We start from the raw sequence: 22,460 nt of genomic DNA, 5'->3' as shown, positions 1-22,460 counted from the left end.
GTGCCCTTCTTCGACGGCGTACGCAACAAGATCTACTACCGGCACTGGGCTGCCCGGTCCCCCCACGCCCAGGTGATGCTTCTGCACGGCTTCGGGGAGCACACCGGGCACTACCACCGACTGTCCGGGCAACTGACCGATGCGGGCATCGACGTGTGGGGCCCGGATCATCTCGGACACGGCCACACCGGCGGCCACGCGGGAATGTTCCCCTCCGTCGACGAACTCGCGTCCAACGCCGGCATCCTGCTCGACCTCATGACGAGCACTCACCCCGACCTGCCCGTCGTCATCGTCGGGCACTCGCTGGGCGCGTTGACCGGGGCGCTGCTGGCCATGCGCACCGCGACCGCCCGCACCGGCCTGGTGATGACCGGCGCGCCGCTGTGGGGGCTGCCTCCCGAGGCGGAGGGACGCACCGATCTGATCATGGCGAAGGACGAGGCATACCTCGATGCGCTCGCGAACGATCCGCTCGGATTCGATACCGCCCCAGCCGAACCGAACCTGTGGAGCGCGCTCGCCGTCGCCGGATGCAAGGTCCGCACGGGCCTTCCGGCCCTCCTCATGCCGATCTTGTTGATCAACGGCGAGCACGATGCATTCGCCGCACCCGGCAAGGCATCGGAGTTCGCGGGCGAACTCCACCAGTGCCGCGCCGTCGCGATCCCCGGTGGCTACCACGACATTCCCAACGACCTCGCGCACCGCGAGGTCGCAGGATTGATCATCGACGCGACCACCCAGTGGTGCAGCGCGGGTCCCGTATTGTCGGCGAGTTCGCAGTGACCACCGCGGTGGAGGCGTTTCGGCGGGCACACGGGCCGTTGCGGGAACGAATCCGGGTGGCGATCGACCGCTGGCTCGACCGCGACGTCGCGGCGCTGTGCTCCGGGCAGGCGGAGGCTCGCACCCCGTTCCGCACCCGTGACGGACGGAGAAGCCTCGAGGTGGGTGTGAGCGCACTCGTCGACCACTGACTTCCGCCTGCACACGATGACCACGATTCGGGCGTTGATTCTTCCCAAACCGATTACTCCGGAATGGGATTGGCAGATCCACGCACTGTGCCGGCAGATGGACACCGAGCTGTTCTACTCTCCTGCCGGTGCCCGCCGAGAACGGGCGGCCAGAAAATCAGCCTGGGCTGCCCCGTACGGCGAGCATGCGCAGACCACGCCGTCACGGCCACCGGGCACTCGGATGCGTTGGGAGTCCGAACCTTCGGCGTGACGTGCGCATGGACCGTGGCGCCCGTCGGTGGACGGCGGCCGGTACCCGACCGCCGTCCGTGACCGGACCAACCGCGATGCTGCTGCCTCAGGCGCGGGCGGTCTCCGTGACGAACTCGTCCGACACCTGCGACCACAGGCTGACGCGACGGCCGCGGCTCTCGAAGAACTCGATCTCTCGCTTGATGCCCGAACTCCGATCCCACCCGTCCACGTCGAGAATGATCAACTCCTCCATCGATTCCATGAAGTGGGCGTCGACGGGCGCCCACAGCTTGCCGACGTCGCTGGGGTCGATTGTCTTGAAGGCCAGATTGATCGGGTGCGACATCGACACCTGGCTGAAAACGGCGTTGCCCGACGCGACGATCGTCGCGGCGACCTCGTTGCAGGCGAGGAAGCGCTCGTGGACGACACGTTCGTCCGAGTGGCTGTACGGGCAGGCCAGGAAAATCTTTCGCATGGGAAACCTATCCATTCGGCGGGATCGACTGTCCCGCAAGTTGTGAGAACATCGCCCTCGGCGCATCAGCGGGCGCGTTACGTGCGCAAGCCCGCTGCGATCGGGCGATCTGTCGACAATAAACCAGATGCTGCAACGTTGTCGACAGTCTCGGAGTGTGCTTTGTGACTCGACATTTCCGGTCGCATCGACCCGGGCTCGAAGCGGCACCCACATCGGAATCGTCAACATGCTCGGCTATGGCGGACTGCTTGTCCGGTCCTCATCGGCACTGTCGTCGTCCACGCCGGATTGACGCTCGCATTCCCGATCCCTGAGGGTTCAATCGCCCGACAGCGTCAGAGTGCCCGCTTGAATCCGAGGTGGCTGTTGTCGTATCCGAGTCGCGCATAGAACGCATGCGCCTGTTCGCGGGCGCGGTCGGTGGTGACCTGTGCGAGTGTCGCGCCGCGATGCCGGCCGTGGTCGTGCGCCCACTCGAGCATTGCGGTTCCGACACCGTGGGAGCGCTCGGTGGCCGCCACGCGCACCCCCTCGATCTGGAGGCGGGTAGTGCCGCCGCGGGACAAGCCGGGGATGATGGACAGCTGCATGGTGCCGATGATCCGGTCGTCTTCGTCGCGAACCACGGCCAGGTAGTGCGAGGAATCGCGGGCGATCGCGTCGTAGGCCTCCTCGTAGCGTGCCAACTCGGCTCCCTCGCGGGTGCGGCCGATCTCGTCGTCTGACAGCAGGGCGACCAGCGCCGGCACATCGGCGCGGCCGGCGCGCTGCACCCGATAGACCCGGTTGCCGAGCCGGAGCTGCCCGCCGACGGATTCGCGTGCCCGCGACTGCACGCGGGCGATGAGTGTGTCCAGCCAGGTACCGACATGCCGTCGGGCCTCGGGTGTGTCGGGGTAGCGGCAGCGCAGGTGCAACCCGGCCTCGTCGAGGATGAACCAGAGCATCACGCCGTCGGTGCGGGTGGTCGCGCCGACGTACTGCGCTTCCAGCCCGGTGGCGTCGACGCGGACCGGCAACCGGCGCAGGTCCAGCCACGAGATCGCGAACATCCCGGGGGCCTCGGGCATCCCGCCCCACGGGCGAAGTATGTCCTCCAACGGCCAGGACCCCATCCGGACGGCCTCCTTGACCGCCTCTGCGCTGGCCCTGGGATCGGGGTCGGTTGATTCCAGCACCGAATTGGTGATGAACCACCCGACGGAGTCGTTCCAGGTGGCGTCGTACCGGCTGTGCACCGGGAACACCGCCCGCAGTGGGGTGTCGGCCATCTCGCGCGTCACGTCGGTCATTGCGGCCACCACCAGTGCCAGGGTCGAGACGCCGTCGTCGCGGGCCTGCGCCGAGAACGCAGCGCTGTTGTCGACGTCGAGCACGTCGCGCACCTCCACGCGCTCCTGCTGCAGCGTCGCCGCGCCCAGCGGCAGCGGGAACCGCGGCATCACGTCACCGCTGGCCGCCAGCACCTCCGCCCAGCGGTGGTGCACCTCGCCAGGTGCCGCCGGGCGGTCCCGCAGGGCGCGGGTGTGCTCGGCGAAGGCGGGTGCGGGCGGCAGCGACGGCGCCCGACCGTCCTGCACGGCGGCCAACGCGGTGAGCAGGTCCCGTGCGATCACCAGCATCGACCACATGTCGACGTGTGAGTGGTCCGCGGCGACCACCACGGTCGGCCCCGCCGCGGTCTCGAGCACGCACAGCCGGTGTGACGGACGACTGTAGGGCGGGCAGGCGTGGTCGAGCACGTCACGGAGCGCATCGTTGACGGCCTGTCCGGGGGCGATCGGGTGCTCGACCCAGTCGCCGGGGGAGATCTCGACCTCGTGCAGTCGCGGCTCGCCGTCTTCGCCGGGCGAGAAGATCGACCGCAGCGTGCCGTGCCGCGCGATCACCGCCAGCCAGGCGGCCGCGAGGTCGTCCGACGGAACCGGCGCGGACAGTGTGAAGGACAACGCCATCCAGGATCCGGCTCGGTTGCCGGCACCGACGTGGCGCCGCTGGTCGAAGGACACGGGTAGCGATCGACCCGGTCTGCCTACGGTCACGTCGTAGCCGAGCAGTCGGCCGAACGGAAGGCGCAGGTGCGCGACGTTCGTCAGCCGCATAGCGGTAATCGTAGGCGTTCCAGTGGGATGATGGTGCGCGTGCCCATGCCCTCGCCGCTGCCCGTCAAGGACGGTGTCGGACCGACGCGGCTGCGTGTCCCGACGTCCGGGCCGTGGGCGACGATTGCCGAGTACGTCGTCGCGAAGTTCGACCATCTGGACGCGGGCGACCTGTGCCGCCGGTTCGACGCCGGAGAGATCGTGGGCACCGACGGCTGTGTGATCGGTCGCGGCACGGCGCTGGGCGCGCACCGGTTCGTGTGGTACTACCGCGATCTGCCGGTGGAGAACCCGGTGCCGTTTCAGCAGGAGATCCTGCACGTCGACGACGACCTCGTCGTGATCGACAAACCGCACTTCCTTCCGACCACCCCGGGCGGGCGATATCTGCGCGAGTCCGCGCTCGTCCGATTGCGGATCCGCCTGGGCAATCCGGACCTGACACCGATCCATCGACTCGACCGCGCGACCGCCGGCCTGGTGATGTTCTCGGCCCGTCCTGAGACGCGCGGCGCATACCAGTCGCTGTTCGAGAAGAGACGGGTCGTGAAGGTCTACGAGGCGGTGTCGACGCGACCGCACGGGTGGGACCCGGATGCACCGGTGCTGGCCGGGCGTGCCGTTCCCCTCGTCTACCGCAACCACATCGCGGCGCGGCGCGGCGAGTTCCGGGTCGTCGTCGACGACTCCCGTGACCCCAACGCCGAGACGATGGTCGAGGTGTGCGGCAGCGGTGTGAGCGCCTCCGGACACTGTGTGCTGCACACGATCCTGCGTCCGCACACCGGGCGGATGCACCAGTTGCGGGTGCATCTGGCGGCGCTCGGCGTCGGGATTCTGGGAGATCGTTTGTATCCCGACCTGCTACCCGAGGCGCCGGACGATCATTCCCTCCCGCTGCAATTACTCGCGCGGGAACTGGAATTCACCGATCCGCTGTCGGGGATGCCGCGAAGGTTCGCCACTCGCCGGACGTTGAGCGAGGCGCCTGCGGCAGCGCGCTGAGCGTGGACATCCGCCACCCGATCGGGTCCTGGTGCTTGCCCTGCGTGTCATCGGGACGAGCCCGCCGCCCCGAGTAAACAAACCATTCGGCCTGTTTTCTGGTAGCGTCGGGGCCGTCATGGTGGTCACATGACGACGCGGACGTCTCAGGCACACGAGGCGATTCACGCGAGGGGTGGAGTGCAGGTGCTTCCCGAGCTGCTGGTTGGGCGGCACCTGTACTCGACATCACCGATGGGCCGGGCTACGAACGCAGGTCTACTTACCCGCCGTTTCCCGCGTGCGGAGGTCCTTGCGGAGGATTTTGCCTGCGGCGGACTTGGGGACGAGGTCGATGAACTCGACCCTGCGGACCTTCTTGTGCGGGGAGACCCGGTCGGCGACGAACGCGATCACCGCCGCCTCGTCCAGATCCTCGGCACCCGGTTGGGCGACGACGAACGCCTTCGGCACCTCCTCACCCTCGTCGTCGAGGACCCCGATGACGGCAGCGTCGGCGATCTGCGGATGCGTCAGCAACAACGCCTCCAGTTCGGCGGGCGGCACCTGATACCCCTTGTACTTGATCAGCTCCTTCATCCGGTCCACGATCGTCACCACCCCCTCCGCGTCGACGGTCGCGATGTCCCCGGTGTGCAGGAACCCGTCCGCATCCAAGGTTTCCGCGGTCGCCGCCTCGTTGCCCAGGTACCCGGCCATGATGTTCGGACCCTTGCACCACAACTCCCCCGGCGCACTGACCCCCACGGCCGGGTAGTCGACCTCCTGCCCGGTCGCGGGGTCGACCAGCTTGCATTCCATGTTCGCGATCGTCGGGCCGACCGAGTCCAGGGCGATGTCGTCGCGGTCGAACGGGATCGCGTGCGAGACCGGACTCATCTCCGACATCCCGTACCCCTGCCGCACCCGGCACCCGAGCCGGGTCGCGACGGCCTTACCCAGTTCCTGATCCAGCGGGGCGGCACCGGAGAACACCGAATGCACACTCGACAGGTCGTAGTCGTCGACCAGCGGATGCTTGGCCAACGCCACCGCGACCGGCGGGGCGATGAACACATACGTGCACCGCTGCCCGGACACGATCGACAGGAACTCGACCAGGTCGAACTTCGGCATCGTCACCAGCGCGGCCCGGTTGAACAGGGCCGCGTTGAGCAGCACCGTCATCCCGTAGATGTGGAAGAACGGCAACACCGCCAACAGCCGGTCGTCGGCGCCGATGCCCATCCGCGGGTCGATCTGACACACGTTCGCGACCAGGTTGCGGTGGGTGAGCATCACCCCCTTCGGCCGGCCGGTGGTCCCCGACGAATACGGCAGCACCGCCAGCTGGGTGGCCGGGTCGAACGACACCTCCGGCGCCGGATGCCCCTCGGTCAGCAGATCCGTCAGCGACGGGTGCCCGTCGGCGCCGTCGAGGACGATCACGTTCCCGGTGGGGATCCCGACCCGCGCCGCCGCCGCCGTCGCTTGCGGCAGCAGGCCGGAGACGGTGAACAGGAACTTCGCGTGCGAGTCGGTGAGCTGTTTGGCGATGTCCTCGGCGGTGTAGAGGGCGTTGATCGTGGTGGCGACGCCGCCGGCGCGCAGGATGCCGTGGAACACCGCGGCGAAAGCGGGCACGTTCGGTGAGTGCAGGGCCACCACCTCACCGACCGCGAGACCGCGGGCCGCGAGCGCCCCGGCGACCCCGTCGATCTGCGTGATCAGGGTGCGGTAGCTGGTGACCGCACCCGAGGCACCGTCGACCAACGCGGGCCGCTCCCCGTCCGCCGGGTCGAGGTGACCGAACAGGAAATCGTAGACACTGCGGTTCGGGATCTCGACGTCCGGAAACGGGCTCTTGAAGCTCACGTGGGTCACTCCCTCGAAGATTGCGGCGGGCTCCCGCGCGCGAACCGCGGCGAGCCTCGTGGGTCGTCCGGGCAACCATAGGCCGTGACAGCCGTCACTTCATCGTGGTGCGACACCGAAGATGTTTGTGGTCAGCCCACAGTCCCCTGGTGGGAATGTGTCGAAGGTCCGAATTCGGGCTGTAGCCTGGCCACAGCGGGCGGACAGTATCGGAGGTCGTGGGAATGACCACAGCACACGGCGCGACGCGGCCGTTCGACAACGCGGCGATCGATCTCGCGAAATGGGTGCACGACCGCCATCCGGACATCGCGCGAGCCGCCACCGACGCGATCTGGGCGGAACTGCCGTCCTACCGCGCCACCGGACTGTACGACGATGTGGTCGCCCACGTCACCGCCGTCTTCGGAGTGTTCACGACCAGCGTCATCGAACAACGGAATCCACGCCTCGACGATTTCGCGTTCACGTCCGGGCACGCCTCGGAGCGCGTCGCGCACGGCATCTCCCTGATCGACTTCCTTCACGCGTTCCGCATCGGGCAGATCGTCCTCTGGTCGTATGTTCTCGAGTTCGTCCGATCGACGGAGGGCCAGCGGGAAACGGCACTGAGCCTGGTCGAGCACCTCATGCGCACGATCGAGGCGGGCTGCTCCGCCGCCGCGACCACCTACCTCCAGGCGCAGCAATATCTGGTGGCCGACCAGGAGCGCATCGCCCTCGACTGTCTCGAGGATCTGCTCGCGGGGAACGCGCCCGCCGTACCGGTCCGAGTGGAGGCGATGCGCCGGGCCGGTCTGGGGGACGGCGCCGGGTTCGTCGTCCTCGTCTGCCGGGCAGGCTCGGAGGCGGACGGCGCGGATCCGATCCTCGACGCACGCCGGGTGCTCTCCCGGCACCTGTCGGGGATGTTGGTGCCGTGGCGGCAGGAACTCGTCGGACTCGTCCCGCTCGAACGACTCGGCCCCGGTGCCCTGTCGCAGAAGGTCGCTCGCGCAGCTGCCGAGTTCGGGACGACCCGCACCACGGCGTCGATCGGTATCAGCTCGGCGCACCGCGGGTTCGACCAGACGCCCGAAGCGTTGCTGGAGGCTCAGGTCGCCTGCGACCACCTGGGCGGCCGGCCCGAAGTCCAGGTCTTCGACGATCTCTCGCCGCTGGACTACCTGGTGCGGCGCGCGGACCCGACCGCGCCCCGACTCGTCGAGCCCCAGTTGCGTGCGTTCATCGCCGAAGATCTGTCGGCGGGTGCGATCTACATCGAGACGCTGACGGCGTACGTCGCCCACGACATGAACGCGAAGGAGGCCGCCTCCGCGCTACAGATTCACGTGAACACGATGTACTACCGGTTGGGTCGGATCGCCGAGCGCACCGGTAAGGACCTTCGTCGGGTGGAAGACGTCGTCAATCTCCTTCTCGCGGTGCGGATCGCGTCGACGGAGCCGCGCTGAGCGGTGCGGCCGCGATGCGAGATCAGGGGACGCGCAGGATCAGGGCGTCGCCCTGCCCGCCTCCGCCGCAGAGGGCGACTGCGCCGGTGCCGCCGCCGCGGCGCTGCAATTCGAGCGCGAGGTGCAGCGTGATGCGGGCGCCGGACATTCCGATGGGGTGCCCGAGGGCGATGGCGCCGCCGTTGACGTTGACCCGGTCGGGGTCGACGCCGAGTTCGCGGGTGGACGCGATCCCGACCGCGGCGAATGCCTCGTTGATCTCGATCAGATCCAACGTGGTCGGTGAGATACCCGCTTTCTCACAGGCTTTCGCGATCGCTCCGGACGGCTGGAACTGCAGTCCCGAATCCGGTCCGGCGACCATGCCGTGTTCGCCGATCTCGGCCAGCCAGGTCAGGCCCTCCGCCTCGGCGCGTTCCTTGCTCATCACCACCACGGCGCAGGCGCCGTCGTTGATGGTCGATGCGTTGCCCGCGGTGACGGTGCCGTCCTTGCGGAATGCGCCGCGCAGCCGCGCCAGGGTTTCGGCGGTGGTGTCCGGCCGGATGCCTTCGTCGCGGCGCAGCCAGGTGCTCTCACCCTTGCGGGCGGGGATCTCGACGGGGACGACCTCGTCGTCGAAGACTCCGCTGTCCCACGCCTTCGCGGCGAGCTGGTGCGACCGGGCGGCGAACGCGTCCTGGTCTTCGCGGGCGATGAAATCCCTGTCGTTGCCGGCCTCGGTGAGCAGTCCCATCGGCTGGTCGGTGAATGCGTCGTGCAATCCGTCGAGGGCCATGTGGTCGACGAGCGTGACGTCGCCGTATTTGAACCCGCCGCGTGAACCGGGCAGCAGGTGCGGCGCCTGGCTCATCGACTCCATGCCGCCGGCGACGATCACGTCGAACGCGCCGGACCGGATGAACTGGTCGGCGAGGATGATCGATTCGACCCCGGACAGGCACACCTTGTTGATGTTGAGCGACGGCGTGCTCATCGGGATGCCGGCCTTCGCGGCCGCCTGCCGAGCGGGCATCTGCCCGGCGCCGGCGGTGAGGACCTGTCCCATGATGACGTACTGGACCCGGTCCGGGGCGACACCGGCCTTGCCGAGCGCCCCCTCGATGGCGAGGGCGCCGAGGTCGGCGCCGGAGAATCCGGCGAGTGAGCCCTGTAGCCGGCCGATCGGGGTGCGGGCGCCGGCGACGATCACGGAGGTGGTCATGTGCGGAAAGGCCTTTCGGGGGTGGGTTCGTCAGTTCGCGGCGAGGGTGCGGCTGATGACCAGTCGCTGAATCTGGTTGGTGCCCTCGAAGATCTGGGTGATCTTCGCTTCACGCATGTACCGCTCGACGCGGAAATCACGGGTGTAGCCGTAGCCGCCGAGAACCTGGACGGCGTCGGTGGTGACCTTCATGGCGGCGTCGGTGGCGACGAGCTTGGCGACGGACGCGTTGCGGGAGTACGGAAGGCCGGCGTCGCGGCGGCGGGCGGCGTCGATGTACGTGGCGCGCGCGGAGTCGACGGCGGCGGCCATGTCGGCGAGCAGGAACCCGAGGCCCTGGTGGTCGATGATCTTCTTGCCGAATGCGGTCCGTTCCTGGGCGTAGGCCACGGCCTCGTCGAGGGCCGCCTGCGCGAGGCCGACGGCGACGGCCGCGATGCCCAGCCGACCGGAATCCAGTGCGCTGAACGCGATCTGCAGTCCCTGTCCCTCCGCGCCGATGCGCCGCTCCGCGGGCACGAAGGCGTCGTCGTAGTGCGCGGACGTGGTCGGCACGGCGTGCAGGCCCATCTTCTCCTCGGGCTTGCCGAACGTCAGTCCCTCGGTGTCCTTCGGGACGAGGAAGCAGGAGATGCCCTTCGAGCCCTCACCGGTGCGGGCGAAGAGATTGTAGAAATCGGCGATGCCGCCGTGCGTGATCCAGGCCTTCGCACCGTTGACGACGTACCCGCCGTCGGTCGCGGCGGCCTTGCAGGCCAGTGCGGCGGCGTCGGATCCGGCCTGCGGCTCGGACAGACTGTAGGCGCCGACGGTGTTGCCGCCGAGCATGTCCGGGAGCCACCGCTGCTTCTGCTCGTCCGTGCCGAATGCCATCAGCGGGTGGCAGGCGAGGCTGTGGACGCTGACCGCCACCGCGACGGCGGCCCAGCGGGCGGCGATCTCTTCGAGCACCTGCAGGTACACCTCGTACGGCTGCGAGCCGCCGCCCCACTCCTCGGGGTACGGCAGGCTCAGCAGTCCGGCCTCGCCGAGGGTGGCGAACACGCCCTCGGGGTAGGTCTCCGACTTCTCGTGCTCGTCGACGATCGGCGTCAGGACCTTGTCGGCGACGTCGCGCGTGAGCTGGATCAGGTCACGGGCTTCGTCAGTAGGCAGCAAACGATCGACGGCCACGGTGTCTCCTCGAGAAGGCTACGGAAAGCAGTACTGGATTACGGCCCAGAGTACTGATTGCGAAATAGTACTGCAAGGCACCTCCCAGTACTATTTCTGTCATGGAGCAGCCCACCCGATCCGGTTTCGCCACCCGACGGCGCACCCAGCTCTTCGACGCCCTCGTCGACCTGTTCCTGGTCGAGGGGTTCGCACACCTGACCCTCGACGAGATCGCGAACCGGCTGCGCTGCTCGAAGTCGACGCTGTACACCCTCGCCGGCAGCAAGGAGCAGCTGGTCCGGGCCGCCACGGTGCACTTCTTCCGCCGCGCGACCGAGGACGTCGAGTCGCGCATCCAGCCGATCGGCGGGGCCCGCGAGCGGATCACCGCGTACCTGTCTGCCGTCGGCAACGCCCTCGCGGCCGCATCCGACCAGTTCATGGCCGACCTCGACGCCTTCCCCCCGGCGCGGGAGGTCTACGAACGGAACACGCAGTTCGCGGCCGGTCGGGTCCAGGAGTTGATCACCGAGGGCGTCGCCGCCGGCGACTTCCGCGACGTGCACGCCGCGTTCGCCGCCGACCTCGCCGCCACCATGATGGTCCGCATCCAGCAACGCGGGGTCCGCGACAGCACCGGCCTCGACGACGCGCACGCGTACGCCGAACTCGCCGCCATCCTCACGGGCGGAATCAGCGCCTGAGCCGGGTCAGCGGGTTCGCGCGCCGAGTAGGTCCGCCGTTCTCCGCAACCGCATGAGCACCTGCAGGTCGAGTGCCTTGTCGGGGTCGCGCCAGTCCGTTCCGAGGAGGCGATCGATCGCGTCGAGGCGTTGGTACAGGGTGTTGACGTGGACGCCGAGGCTCGCCGCGGTCGCCGAGTGATGGCGGCCGTGTGCCAGATACTCCGACAGTGTTTCCAGCAGCGGCACTCCGCGCGTGGACTGCTCCGCCATCAACGGTCCCAGCTGGGCCTCGGTCAGCTCGTCGAGGTGCTCACGCGCCAGGTGGCTCAGCAGGATCCGGTAGATACCCAGACCGCGCGCGGAGGAGACCTCCCCCGAGCGTCCGAGGGTGTCGAGGACGTCGACGGTCTGCTGCGCTTCGACGTACGCGCGTGCGAGCGCCTTCGCACCGCGCGCGGGTTCCGCGATACCGATCGTCGCGTCGAGTCGCGCGGAGGCGAACACCGCCTGCACTGACGCGGAGTCCGTGGCGGGTACGACGGCCAGTGCGCGGGAGCCGTGTTCCGCCGCAACGGATCCCGACGGGAGCGGCACGTTTTCGAGGGCGGTGCGAATGGACGTGTCCGGCCCGGCGGCGATCGCCACCGCGATGCAGTACGTCGTGTCGGGAGTCAGACCGGCCAACCGCAGTTGCCTGCGTTCGTCCTGCTCGGCGGCGGGATGCGTCAGCAGGTCGACGAGAAACGCGTCCCGTGCGCGACGCGTCGCCTCACCGGCCGCACGTTCCCCGGCGAGCGACAGTGCGATCGCCGGTGCCGCGCGTTCGAGCAGCAGACGCGTGGTCGGCTGCTCCGCTCCCAGGGACAGCAGCGCGCCCAGCATCTCCCCGGCCGCCGCGACGCGTTGCGCCAGCACCCCGTGTCGGGCGACGTGGTCCTTCCCGCCTGCGCGCAATTCGCGGACCGCCGCCGCCACGTCGTCCGCGTGCGACATCAGTTCCGCCGGTAACGCAGACTCGTCCAGCACGAAATATGCCGGTTGCCGGGAGAGTTGCGCGACCTCCCGCACCAGGCGCTGCACTCCCGCGCCGAGCAGCACCACCTGGGTCAGCGTCCGGTCCCACTGCAGAATCTGTTCGAGTTCGTTCGTGCGCTGCGACAATTCGGCGTTCACCGCCTCGAGCCGCGCGACGGTGTCTCGGTCGCGTTCCAGCGAGCGCACGTTCTCGATCGCGATCGCCGCATGCGCCGCCAGCGCCGACAACAGCGCGATCTCGGATTCGGTGAACGCCCGCTCCTGACGCTTGCACGCGAACAACGCACCGATGACGCGGTCGGCGACACGGAGAGGAACCCCGAGCAGGCCGCGCATGTTCTCCGACCGCGCCGCGCTGTCGGCTCCCGTCATGTGCCGGAAGGCCGGTTCGCTCTGATAGTCGGGGGTCCACTCCGGTGCGGACCGGCGGACGATCAGGCCCACGAGTCCCTCGTCCAGTGCCAGCCGGATGCCGACGAGGTTCGGGGTCAGTGCCCCGCTGGTGACCTCGATGACGAATTCCTCGTCGTAGACCGATCCCATGTAGGCGAGGTCCACACCGAGCAGTTGCCGCGCCTGGTCGACCACCTCCTGCAGCAGCACCCGGTCGTCGCGGACCGTGGTCAGCCGGACAGCGATGTCGTTGAGCGCCGCCAGTTCCCTGCTGCGCTGCCGACGCTGGTCGAGCTGGGCGCGCAGCCGTAGCGCGGCGTTGGCCTCCCGTTCGACCGTCGCCCGCTCGGACGGGTCGGAGCCGTCGATCAGCGTGCGCCGGAGGGTCTCGAGTTCGTCGAGGGGTGCGTCGTCGAGCAGCAGTTCCATCCAGCCGCGATCGGCAGTGCTCACTGGTGTCTCCATCCATGGATTCCTGGATTCGATAGATGGAATCTACATTGGCCGAGATTCAGATCACAGCTACGTTTGAACCATCACCGTCTCCCCCAAAGGACTGGTTCTCGTCATGTTGATCGATGCTCTGTTGGCAGCCCTTCCGGCGGATCGTGTCGTGCGCGACCCCGACGTCGTCGCCCGGTATCAGCACGACGAGGCGGAGTGGGCCCCGTACGCCGCGCCGCTCGCCGTCGTCCGGCCCCGGACTGCGCTCGAAGTCCAGGCTGTCGTGCGTGCATGCCTCGAGCACGGCACCGCCGTCGTCACGCGGGGCGCCGGCACCGGCCTGTCGGGCGGGGCGAACGCGACCGACGGCTGCGTCGTCCTCGCGCTCGAGGGCATGAACGCGATCACGGAGATCGATCCGCTCGAGCGGTACGCCGTCGTCGAACCCGGCGTGGTGAACGATCATCTGCGGGCCGCGTGCGCCGAACACGGACTCTGGTATCCGCCGGACCCGGCCAGCGCGCCGTGGTCGACGATCGGAGGGAACGTCGCCACCAACGCGGGCGGACTGTGCTGCGTCAAGTACGGCGTCACCCGTGACTACGTGCTCGGCATGCAGATCGTCACCGGCACCGGTGAACTCGTGCGCCTCGGACGCAAGACCGCGAAGGGGGTGGCCGGCTACGACCTGGCGGGTCTGATGGTCGGGTCCGAAGGAACGCTCGGCGTCATCACCGAAATCACGGTCAAGTTGCGCCCGCTGCAGGACCCGGAGCGCACGGTGGCCGGCTACTTCGACTCCATCGTCGACGCGGGCCGCGCCGTCAGCGCGGTGGCCGCGGCGGGACTCACCCCGTCGGCGCTCGAATTGGTGGACAAGCAGTGCCTCATCGCCGTCGACGCGTGGAAGAAGATGGGACTGTCGGTGGAGGCGAACGTCGTCCTCCTCGGCCGCATCGACACCGCGGGCGTCATCGGCGACGAGGAGGCCGAGAAGATGCTGTCGTGCTTCGACGAGGCCGGAGCCACGTGGTCTGCCGTGTCCACCGACCAGGAGGAGGCGGATGCGTTGTTCGCGGCACGCCGCCTGGCCTACCCGGCGATGGAGCGGCTCGGACCGGTCCTCACCGAAGACGTGTGCGTACCGAAACGGGCTGTCCCCGAGATGCTTGCACGCATCGAACAGATCGGCATCGCGCACGACACCACGATCGCCAACATCGCCCACGCCGGCGACGGAAACCTGCACCCGCTGCTCATCACACCCCGCGACGACGAGCCCGCCCGCGCCCGCGCGCAGGCCGCGTTCGCGGAGATCATCGACGCCGCACTCGAACTCGGTGGCACCGTCACCGGCGAACACGGTGTCGGTCTGCTGAAGATGGAAGGTCTTGCCCAGGAACTCGATCCGGTCGTGCTGGACATGCACCGATCGGTGAAGAACGCCCTCGACCCGCACGGAATCCTGAACCCCGGGAAGGTAGTGCGCTTCGCGCCCGTGAGTACTTGTTAACCGCGGGCGGTTAACAAGTACTCACAGGGGGTGTGTCCACCTCCGCCCGCGCGGGGAGTGGATGTCGTAGACACCGGGGCCGAACCCGACGGCGTTCAGGTCGCCCAGGGCCTCCATGTGCGAGGGGGCCGCCTCGATCGACGTCACATCCGCGTCCAGGTTCGCGATGGCGTCGATGACCTCACCGACCTCCGAGTAGCACAGGTGGGTGTGGATCTGTGTCGAGTCCGCGACCCCCGAGGTCGCGAGCCGGAACGCCCCCACCGACCAGTCCAGGTAGGCGGTCTGCTCGGCCGCCCGCAGCGGCAGGAGTTCGCGCAGTGCGGGTTCGTCGACCTGGACGATCCGGATCCCGGCACCCTGCAGGTCGACCGTCTCGTCGCGGATGGCGAGGGCCACCTGGTTCGCCGAGTCCGCCAGCGGCTGGTCGTCGCGCACGAACGACCACGCCAGAATGGTCACCGGACCGGTCAGCATGCCCTTGACCGGGCGCTGGGTGAGGGACTGCGCATAGGTGATCCAGTCGACGGTCATCGGGTTCGGGCGGCGCACGTCGCCGTAGAGGATCGGCGGACGGACGCACCGGGACCCGTACGACTGCACCCACCCGTTCTCGGTGGCGAAGAGCCCGTCCAACTGCTCGGCGAAGTACTGCACCATGTCGTTGCGTTCCGGCTCGCCGTGCACGAGGACGTCGAGGCCCAGTGTCTCCTGCAGCGCCACGACATCGGCGATCTCGGCGCGGTGGACCGTCGGGCACGGCATGCCCGACACAGTCGGCAGGTCTTCGGGGCTCCTCGCGATCGTGCCGGGCGAACCAGCTGCACCGGTCAGCACAGGGGACGACCCGAACGCTCGGCTGAGGATCCCTCCATTCATCCGGGCGTCGCATGTGTGGTTTCTCCATGGTTTCGAGCTGATCCGGCTCATACAGTGGTCCACGTCACTCGCCCGGTCGGGCGCGCCCACTCTTCAGGAAGCCGAGACATTCATGTCGTCTGTACTGCAGAAACCCGAGATCGAGGCGAGGGTGGTCCGGAAGGTCGCCCTGCGGCTCATTCCGTTCCTCGGCCTGGCCTATTTCGTCAACTACCTCGACCGAACCAATATCGGGTTGGCGAAGTTGACCATGAGCGCGGAACTCGGCCTCACCGAGACGATGTTCGGCCTGGCCTCCGGGCTGTTCTTCATCGGGTATCTCCTGTTCGAGGTGCCGAGCAATCTCGCGCTGCACAGGTTCGGGGCACGCCGCTGGATCGCCCGGATCATGCTCACGTGGGGGATCATCGCGGCGGCCATGGCCTTCGTGCCCAATGTCGGATCGCTGTACGGGCTGCGCATGCTGCTGGGTATCGCCGAGGCCGGCTTCTTCCCCGGAGTCCTGCTCTACCTGACCCTGTGGTTCCCCCGCGCCTACCGGGTCCGGCTGATGGGCCTGTTCCTTCTCGCGCTCCCGGTGTCGTCGGCGCTCGGGGCACCGTTGTCGAGCGCCATCATCCAGTACTGGGACGGCCTGTTCGGACTGTCCGGCTGGCGCGTGATGTTCCTGATCGAGGGGATACCCGCCGTCCTGCTCGCGGTGGTCACCTGGTTCTACCTCACGGACCGGCCGTCGCAGGCCACGTGGCTGGACGAGGATGAAAAGGTGTGGCTCACTCGCGAACTCGAATCCGAGGCCTCGGAATCCGGTTCCCACGGGTCGGTGCGACGGGCACTGATGGATTCCCGCGTGTGGATGCTGGGCCTCGTCTACTTCGGGATCACCTACGGCCTGTACTCGCTCAGTTTCTTCCTGCCCAGCATCGTCGCCGGTTTCAAGAAGACGTTCGCCACCGACTTCTCGCTGTTCACCACCGGGTTGATCGTCGCGGTTCCGTTCGCGGTCGGCGCCGTGGCAATGGTGTTGTGGAGCAGGCACTCCGACCGGACGGGTGAGCGGATCTGGCACGTCGCCGTTCCCACCCTGATCGGAGCCGTCTCGATCCCGGTCGCCCTGTACATGCAGTCGCCGCTCACGACGATGATCGCGGTCACCGTCAACGCGGTCGGTGTGTTCTGCGCACTGCCCGTGTTCTGGTACCTGCCCAGCACATTCCTGACCGGTGCCGGCGCCGCGGCAGGCATCGCCGTCGTCAACTCGGTGGGCAATCTGAGCGGTTTCGGGGCCCCGTACGTCACCGGGTGGCTGTTCGACGCCACCGGGAACTCGCGCGCCGGCCTGTGGGTCGTGGGGGCGGTCATGCTCGTCGCCGTGATGCTGGTACTCGTGCTCAGAACCCGGGTAGGGGCCACGCGCAGTACCGAAGACGCCGCAACCCGCGCGGTTGCCGCGCGTCACTGAATGGCCCCGGGTCAGTGCTCCTCGGCGATCCGCTCGAGCAGTGGGCGGGTCCGGTAGGGGATGGCGTCGCGCATGGCGACGGACACCGTGGTGCGCTCGATCCCGGGCACGGCAAGAATGAGGCCTGCGACGCGGTACAGGTCGTCGGCATCGACGGCGACCACGCCGATGTGCAGGTCAGCCGCTCCCGAGATGCCGACGACCTCGACCACCTCGGCGATGTCGCGCAGGTGGTCGATGACGTCCTCGAGGCGGTGCTGGTCGACCACCGCGGTGACGAACGCCTGCAAGGGGTACCCCAGGTCGCGGGGTGACACGCAGCGGTCGACGGGTGCGAGCACGCGCTGCTCCTCCCAGCGAGACATCCGCGCCTGCACGGTATTCCGTGCCATCCCCAGCAGAGTCGCCAATTGGACGCCGGTGGCGCGGGGAGCGTCGCACAGGGCGAGCAGCAGGCGGGCATCGGTTCGATCGAGTCTCGTCATGGAGCGCAGTATCCCACATACTCCGTGTCGAGAGTTGGGCATTTTGCTTGAAATTATGTAACACACCTGCGCACGCTGGGTTCCGATGCTTGTATGAGTGCATCATTATGACCGAAACGGTCGCACATGGGCGGCACCGAGGTGGACCGGTGTGGCGAAGGTGTTGCGGTGCCCGCCGTCGATGAGGCAGCGAGCGGCCACTCGTTGCCACCGCGCGTAGTGGGGTGCGCTGCGGTGGACGACGGTGAAGGCGTCCTCGTCGGTGTAGACCTCGTAGAGGTGGAACCGCGTCGGGATGATGTTGTCGCGGTGCACGTCGAAGATCAGGCATCCGGGTTCGTCGCGCAGGGAGGCGCGGGCATTGTCGGTGATGCCGTCGATGAAGTCGTCGACGTGATCGGGGCGAACGTCGAGGGTGACGAGCACGGTGTAGCTCATCGGCCGTCCGATCCGAGGGCGGGGACGCCGACCGAGCGGGCGAGGTCGGCGAGCGCGGAGACGGTCCGGTGCGGGAGGGAGATGCGCCCGGCTGCCTCGGCGACCGCCCGGTTCTCGATCTCTCCGGGAACGTAGATCTCGGTTCCGGCCGCAGCGGGTGAGGATTTGACGGTGTCGATCAGATCGTCCATCCGCTCGCCGAATCGGCGGCGCGGCATGATCGCGTCGATGGACAGTGCGATGGCGAGATGGCCGCAGCCGCTGCGCTTGTCGGGGACGTAGGGGCCCACGACGTCGTCGGCGTAGGAGCTGCCGGTGAGGACTCCGGAGATCACATCCATCATGAAGGAGATCGCGTAACCCTTGTGTCCGGCCATCGGCAGGATCAGCCCGTCGATCGCGGCCCGGGGGTCGGTGGTGGGCAGGCCGTCGGTGTCGATCGCCCAACCCTCGGGAAGTTGCTGTCCACGTTCTCGTGCCGCGTAGACCTTGCCGCGGGCGACACCGGTGTTGGCGATGTCGAGGACGATCGCACCGTGGGATCCGCTGGGCACTGCAATCGACCAGGGGTTGGCGCCGACCATCTTGGTGCGACCTCCCCAGGGGGCCATGGCGGGACTGCCGTTGGTGGTGAGGATGCCGACACATCCGCGATCGGCGAGTGTGCGGGTCCAGTACGCGGCGGTCCCGAAGTGGTTGCTGTTGCGGACGGCGACCGCGCCGATGCCGTGGATCTCGGCTGCGTCACCGGCGTGGGTGATCGCCGCGTCGGTGACGGCCTGGCCGATGCCGTCCCGGCCGTCGAGGACGGTCACCGCCCCGTAGCGGCTGACCACCCGCGGACTGGTCACGGGGTTCATGACGCCCGACCGCAGGCGCGCGACGTACCAGGACAGCCGGAGCAGTCCGTGGGACGGGTGGCCCCACATGTCGGCGGTGACGAGGGAATCGGCGACCAGGCGTGCGTCGCGTTCGGGTACGCCGACGGCCTCGAGGATCGAGGTGGCGTGGTCGGCGACGGTTCCGGCGCCCAACTGCATCGTGGTGGTGTCAGTGTCATTGGTGGGCACTGTCATTGATGGATTTCTCTCAGTCGGGCCACCTCGTCCGCGGAGACCGGCGAGGTCTCGTGCCCGTGCAGCAGCAGGTGCAGCTTCGCGGTCTCTTCGAGTTCTTCGAGTGCGTCGGCGGCGGAGGCGAGGTCCGTGCCGGCGACGACGGGACCGTGGTTGGCGAGTAGGAGTGCGTGGTGGTCGGCGGCGAGGGATTCGGCGAGCGGTCCGAGCCGGTTGTCGCCGGGGGCGTGATACGGCAGGAGCGGCAATACACCCACCCGCATGGCGTAGTACGCGGTCAGTGGTGGGATCGCGTTGTGCGGGTTGGTATCTCGCATGCAGGAGACGGCAACGGAGTGGGTGCTGTGGGTGTGCACGACTGCCCGGGCTTCCGGGCGTGCCCGGTACATCGCCAGATGCAGGAACGCCTCTTTCGTCGGTTTCGGGCCGTGGAGGTGCCGCCCGTCGATGCTGACGCGGGAGAGGGCTTCCGGGTCGAGTTGTCCCAAACTCACCCCGGTCGGGGTCATCAGCACGGTGCCGTCGTGGTCGACGGCGCTGAGGTTGCCGGTGCGGCCGAAGGTGAGGCTGCGACTGAAGAAGGAGTCGCCGAGAGCGACGATCTGGTCGGCGATGCTCATTCGGCCGGTCCCGGCAGTGCGGCGCGCACCAGCAGGTCGGGGGTGCCGAAGTTGCCGGACTTGAGGAGCAGCGCGACCGGCTCGTCGGTGCCGAGCGTCGTGCACCACGGGACGCCGCGATCCATCTCCGCGTCGACACGCACGGCGGTGACACCGAGCGCGTCGACCACGGCGCCCGAGGTTTCGCCGCCTGCGACGACGAGCCGGCGGGCACCGGCGGTGACGGCGGCCCGGGCGAGGGCCCCCATCAGTGTCTCGAGCGCAGCGGCCGTCTGCGGATCGGCCGGCCCTCGGTCCTCCGCCGGGGCGGAGGAGTAGATCAGAATCGGGTCGTCGCCGAGATGCGCGGTGAGCCACGCGTGCGCGGCGGGCAGCAGTTCGGCCACGTCGTCGACGGCGCGGGGGTCGAGGCGGTAGGAGGCGAATTTCTCGCGGGCGAGAGCGACCTGGCCGAGGGTGGCCTGGGAGCAGCTGCCTGCGAACAGGACGGTGGGGCCCGTCGATATGGGGTGGGGGTCCGTGTCGGTGCGGGCGGCCCTGGGTGTGATGCGCCCGATGGCACCGGCGAGACCGGCCGACCCGGTGACGATCGGCAGGGCCCGGGTGGCGGTGGCGATCGTGTCGAGGTCGGATTCGTCGACGGCGTCGACGACCACGTGCCGCACCCCCTCGGCCGCGAGTTCGGTGATCCGGTCCGCGACGGCGTCCGCACCCTGGTGAACGATCTGCAGCGGAACGAGGCCCACTGGGTGCGCGGTCTGCCGTTGCAGCACACGAATCAGGTCGGGGTCGGTCATCGGGGTGAGCGGATGGTGGCGCATCGACGATTCGGACAGCAAGCGGTCGTGCACGAACAGGTGCCCCTGGTAGAGGGTGCGTCCGTGTTCGGGGGCGGCCGGACAGACGACGGTCACTCCGGCGGACTGTCCGTCGAGGAGGGCGTCGGTGACCGGCCCGATGTTGCCGTCGTCGGTGGAGTCGAACGTCGAGCAGTACTTGAAATAGATCTGACTCGTGTCGCGATCGTGCAGCCACCGCTGCGCGGACAGCGACATGTCGACGGCCCGCGGCGGCGGCAGCGAGCGGGTTTTGAGTGCGATCACCGCTGCCTCGGCTCCGCCGAGACTCGTGTGCGGATCGGGTGGGCCGAACAGCAGGACGGTGTGCAGTCCGCCCCGGCGCAGCGCGGCGGCGACGTCGGTGCCGCCGGTGTAGTCGTCGGCGATGCAGCCGATGATCGGTGTGGTCATGATGCGCTCTCCAATCGTTCCCGGACCGCGCGCGCCGCCAGGTGCGGCGGGCTGACCACCAGCAGGCCGGTCCGCTCGGCGAGCCCGTCCGCGGCCGGACTGAGTGAGTACTGGGCGATGCACAGGGTGTCGACGTCTCGTCCGTCGAGGTCGGCGGCGAGCGTGTCGACGAGCTGGTTCAGGTCACCGGCCGCGGCCGCGGCCGCCGCACCGGTGCTGAAGATCGGGACGATCTGGGTGTCCGCGTGCTGGGCGTCGAGGTGGATGCGCAGCCGTGTGGCGGAGTCGACGGCCGCCGCTTCCAGGGAGGCCAGTACCGCCACCGTGCGGGGTCGAGTGCGCGCGAGGTGGTTCATCATGTCCAGATCGGATGCGAACACCGGTGTGGTCCATATTTTTTCGGCCACCGCGACGGTGTCGCCGTACATGGAGCAGGCCATCAGCGCGGCATCGGCGCCGCCGTCGATGCCGTGCTGAATCAGGTCGAGCATCCTGCGCCGCAGAGGTGGGGTGACGGTGCCCAGTCGGTCGGCGTCCGCACCGAGACGATCGTCGAGCAGATTCCACAGTCGAGCCTGCGGCAGTTCGCGGACGAACGCCGCGGTGGTCGGGGCGATGGATGCGGTCGTCGAATGGACGACGGCGATCATCGGGTGTGCGGTCACGGTCTGTTCCTCACCTCGTGGTGCCGGCCCGAAGGACTCAGCTGCCGCTGATGGACTTCGCGACGGCGCTGCCGAAATCGCTGGTGCCCGCGTGGCCGCCCATGTCCGGGGTGACGGTGCCGCTCGTGACGGTGGCGTTCACGCCGGTTTCGATCAGTTCAGCGGCCTTGATCAGTGCGGCGTCGTTGTGCTTGGCGCCGAGCCACTGCAGCAGCATGCCCGCCGACAGGATCATCGCGATGGGGTTCGCGATGTTGCGGCCGGCGATGTCGGGAGCGGATCCGTGGGAGGCCTGGGCCATGGCGCGGTCGAGGGAGGCATTGATCGACGGCGCGATGCCCAGCGAACCGGCGATTTCCCCGGCGAGATCGGAGAGGATGTCGCCGAACATGTTCTCGGTGACGATGACGTCGAACTTGTCGGCCCGGCGGACCAGGTGCACGGTCATGGCGTCGATGTGGAAGTCGTCGACTTCGACGTCGGGGAACTGCTGACCGACCTCGCGGCAGACGTCGCGGAACAACCCGGTGGTCAGGCGCAGCACGTTGGCCTTGTGGACGATGGTGAGCTTGCCCCGGCGCGCCTGGGCGAGTTCGAACGCGGTGCGCGCGATCTTCTCGACGGCGTCGCGGGTGATGATGCCCATCGCGATGGCGGTGTTCGCGTCCGGCATGAATTCGCCTGTGCCGGCGTAGGTGTTGCGGTCGGCGTAGAAGCCCTGGGTGTTCTCGCGGACGATGACCAGGTCGGTGCCGGGAACGATCGAGCGTGCACCGTCGAACGCTTTCGCGGGGCGAATGTTGGCGAACAGACCGAAGTGCTTGCGGATGGTGCCGCTGGGGTTGAGCTGGGACTTGTACGGCTCCGGGTAAGCGGCGCTGTCGTGCGGTCCGAGCAGCCAGGCGTCGGTGCCGGCGAGGGCGTCGAGGGTCGAGGACGGGGTCGGGCTGCCGTGGGTGTCGATCGCCGATCGGCCCAGCGGTCCGCGGCGACATGCAGCCCGTAGCGGGACAGCACCCGGGCGCGGCGCATGCCCAGTTCC

Annotated in this window: 20 protein-coding genes and 1 pseudogene; 7 read left to right on the top strand and 14 right to left on the bottom strand. The window is 68.5% G+C overall.

All coding sequences use genetic code 11. The features are described from left to right. Together ACFTZB_RS18780 and ACFTZB_RS18775 are read left to right on the top strand one after the other, a co-directional pair. The gene (locus ACFTZB_RS18780) at window positions 1-789 is read left to right on the top strand and encodes an alpha/beta fold hydrolase (RefSeq protein WP_378433469.1); all 789 of its coding nucleotides are present in this window, start codon (window positions 1-3) and stop codon (window positions 787-789) included. Beyond that, window positions 786-980 (top strand): hypothetical protein, encoded by a 195-nt coding sequence (locus ACFTZB_RS18775; RefSeq protein ID WP_378433468.1) that lies wholly within the window; start codon window positions 786-788, stop codon window positions 978-980. Before ACFTZB_RS18780 ends, ACFTZB_RS18775 begins: the two co-directional genes overlap by 4 nt. A gap of 340 nt (window positions 981-1,320) precedes the next feature. Here the strand turns inward: ACFTZB_RS18775 and ACFTZB_RS18770 are convergent, their stop codons facing one another. Further along, window positions 1,321-1,695 carry a DUF1937 family protein gene (locus tag ACFTZB_RS18770; RefSeq protein WP_378433467.1) on the bottom strand — a complete coding sequence of 125 codons (375 nt, stop codon included), beginning with the start codon at window positions 1,693-1,695 and terminating at the stop codon, window positions 1,321-1,323. Between the two features lie 338 nt (window positions 1,696-2,033). Beyond that, entirely contained in the window at window positions 2,034-3,800 is a 1,767-nt protein-coding gene (locus ACFTZB_RS18765) for a GNAT family N-acetyltransferase (RefSeq protein ID WP_378433466.1), read from the bottom strand. A gap of 30 nt (window positions 3,801-3,830) precedes the next feature. On the opposite strand from ACFTZB_RS18765, the gene ACFTZB_RS18760 reads away from it, so the two are divergent. After that, window positions 3,831-4,805: a pseudouridine synthase gene (locus ACFTZB_RS18760; RefSeq protein ID WP_378433465.1), complete on the top strand. Its 975-nt coding sequence runs from the start codon at window positions 3,831-3,833 to the stop codon at window positions 4,803-4,805. Between the two features lie 258 nt (window positions 4,806-5,063). On the opposite strand, the gene ACFTZB_RS18755 is transcribed toward ACFTZB_RS18760, so the two are convergent. Then, the gene (locus tag ACFTZB_RS18755; RefSeq protein WP_378433464.1) at window positions 5,064-6,659 is read right to left on the bottom strand and encodes an AMP-binding protein; all 1,596 of its coding nucleotides are present in this window, start codon (window positions 6,657-6,659) and stop codon (window positions 5,064-5,066) included. 224 nt (window positions 6,660-6,883) lie between these two features. Between ACFTZB_RS18755 and ACFTZB_RS18750 the strand changes: the two genes are divergently transcribed. Next, entirely contained in the window at window positions 6,884-8,113 is a 1,230-nt protein-coding gene (locus ACFTZB_RS18750; protein WP_378433463.1) for a PucR family transcriptional regulator, read from the top strand. A gap of 22 nt (window positions 8,114-8,135) precedes the next feature. Here the strand turns inward: ACFTZB_RS18750 and ACFTZB_RS18745 are convergent, their stop codons facing one another. Further along, window positions 8,136-9,317 (bottom strand): acetyl-CoA C-acetyltransferase, encoded by a 1,182-nt coding sequence (locus ACFTZB_RS18745; RefSeq protein WP_378433462.1) that lies wholly within the window; start codon window positions 9,315-9,317, stop codon window positions 8,136-8,138. 30 nt (window positions 9,318-9,347) lie between these two features. Beyond that, window positions 9,348-10,490, bottom strand: a complete 1,143-nt coding sequence (locus ACFTZB_RS18740) for an acyl-CoA dehydrogenase family protein (protein ID WP_378433461.1) — start codon at window positions 10,488-10,490, stop codon at window positions 9,348-9,350. A gap of 101 nt (window positions 10,491-10,591) precedes the next feature. Here ACFTZB_RS18740 and ACFTZB_RS18735 point away from each other — a divergent pair, with 101 nt between their 5' ends. Further along, window positions 10,592-11,176 (top strand): TetR/AcrR family transcriptional regulator, encoded by a 585-nt coding sequence (locus ACFTZB_RS18735; protein ID WP_378433460.1) that lies wholly within the window; start codon window positions 10,592-10,594, stop codon window positions 11,174-11,176. 6 nt (window positions 11,177-11,182) lie between these two features. Here ACFTZB_RS18735 and ACFTZB_RS18730 read toward each other — a convergent pair whose 3' ends face one another. Continuing rightward, a complete protein-coding gene (locus ACFTZB_RS18730) occupies window positions 11,183-13,051 on the bottom strand; it encodes a helix-turn-helix domain-containing protein (RefSeq protein ID WP_378433459.1) in 1,869 nt (622 codons plus the stop codon). 103 nt (window positions 13,052-13,154) lie between these two features. Between ACFTZB_RS18730 and ACFTZB_RS18725 the strand changes: the two genes are divergently transcribed. Further along, window positions 13,155-14,543, top strand: a complete 1,389-nt coding sequence (locus ACFTZB_RS18725) for an FAD-binding oxidoreductase (RefSeq protein WP_378433458.1) — start codon at window positions 13,155-13,157, stop codon at window positions 14,541-14,543. A 48-nt stretch (window positions 14,544-14,591) separates the two neighbouring features. On the opposite strand, the pseudogene ACFTZB_RS18720 reads toward ACFTZB_RS18725, so the two are convergent. Further along, a pseudogene (locus ACFTZB_RS18720) lies at window positions 14,592-15,287 on the bottom strand (5-methyltetrahydropteroyltriglutamate--homocysteine S-methyltransferase); the annotation flags it as partial. A 247-nt stretch (window positions 15,288-15,534) separates the two neighbouring features. On the opposite strand from ACFTZB_RS18720, the gene ACFTZB_RS18715 reads away from it, so the two are divergent. Then, complete coding sequence (locus tag ACFTZB_RS18715) at window positions 15,535-16,884, top strand: MFS transporter (protein ID WP_378433457.1); 1,350 nt, start codon at window positions 15,535-15,537, stop codon at window positions 16,882-16,884. Between the two features lie 11 nt (window positions 16,885-16,895). On the opposite strand, the gene ACFTZB_RS18710 is transcribed toward ACFTZB_RS18715, so the two are convergent. The 7 genes from ACFTZB_RS18710 to ACFTZB_RS18680 all read right to left on the bottom strand — a co-directional run. After that, a complete protein-coding gene (locus tag ACFTZB_RS18710) occupies window positions 16,896-17,369 on the bottom strand; it encodes an Lrp/AsnC family transcriptional regulator (RefSeq protein ID WP_378433456.1) in 474 nt (157 codons plus the stop codon). Between the two features lie 105 nt (window positions 17,370-17,474). Continuing rightward, window positions 17,475-17,807, bottom strand: coding sequence for a putative quinol monooxygenase (locus tag ACFTZB_RS18705; RefSeq protein ID WP_378433455.1), 333 nt, complete (start codon window positions 17,805-17,807; stop codon window positions 17,475-17,477). Beyond that, window positions 17,804-18,883, bottom strand: a complete 1,080-nt coding sequence (locus ACFTZB_RS18700; protein WP_378433454.1) for an Ldh family oxidoreductase — start codon at window positions 18,881-18,883, stop codon at window positions 17,804-17,806. Before ACFTZB_RS18700 ends, ACFTZB_RS18705 begins: the two co-directional genes overlap by 4 nt. Beyond that, a complete protein-coding gene (otnC, locus tag ACFTZB_RS18695) occupies window positions 18,880-19,503 on the bottom strand; it encodes a 3-oxo-tetronate 4-phosphate decarboxylase (RefSeq protein WP_378433453.1) in 624 nt (207 codons plus the stop codon). The genes ACFTZB_RS18700 and otnC overlap by 4 nt, the downstream gene beginning before the upstream one ends. After that, window positions 19,500-20,753 (bottom strand): 3-oxo-tetronate kinase, encoded by a 1,254-nt coding sequence (gene otnK, locus ACFTZB_RS18690; RefSeq protein ID WP_378433452.1) that lies wholly within the window; start codon window positions 20,751-20,753, stop codon window positions 19,500-19,502. The genes otnC and otnK overlap by 4 nt, the downstream gene beginning before the upstream one ends. Next, entirely contained in the window at window positions 20,750-21,418 is a 669-nt protein-coding gene (locus tag ACFTZB_RS18685; RefSeq protein WP_378433451.1) for a hypothetical protein, read from the bottom strand. Before ACFTZB_RS18685 ends, otnK begins: the two co-directional genes overlap by 4 nt. A gap of 37 nt (window positions 21,419-21,455) precedes the next feature. Then, the coding region (locus ACFTZB_RS18680) for an isocitrate/isopropylmalate dehydrogenase family protein (protein ID WP_378433450.1) at window positions 21,456-22,460 on the bottom strand (1,005 nt) is incomplete at its 5' end.

This window comes from Rhodococcus sp. NPDC057014 (assembly GCF_042673295.1).
Lineage (GTDB): Bacteria > Actinomycetota > Actinomycetes > Mycobacteriales > Mycobacteriaceae > Rhodococcus_F.
The sequence above is the reverse complement of the archived record's forward strand: the minus strand, read 5'-3'. Positions and strand labels throughout refer to the sequence as shown.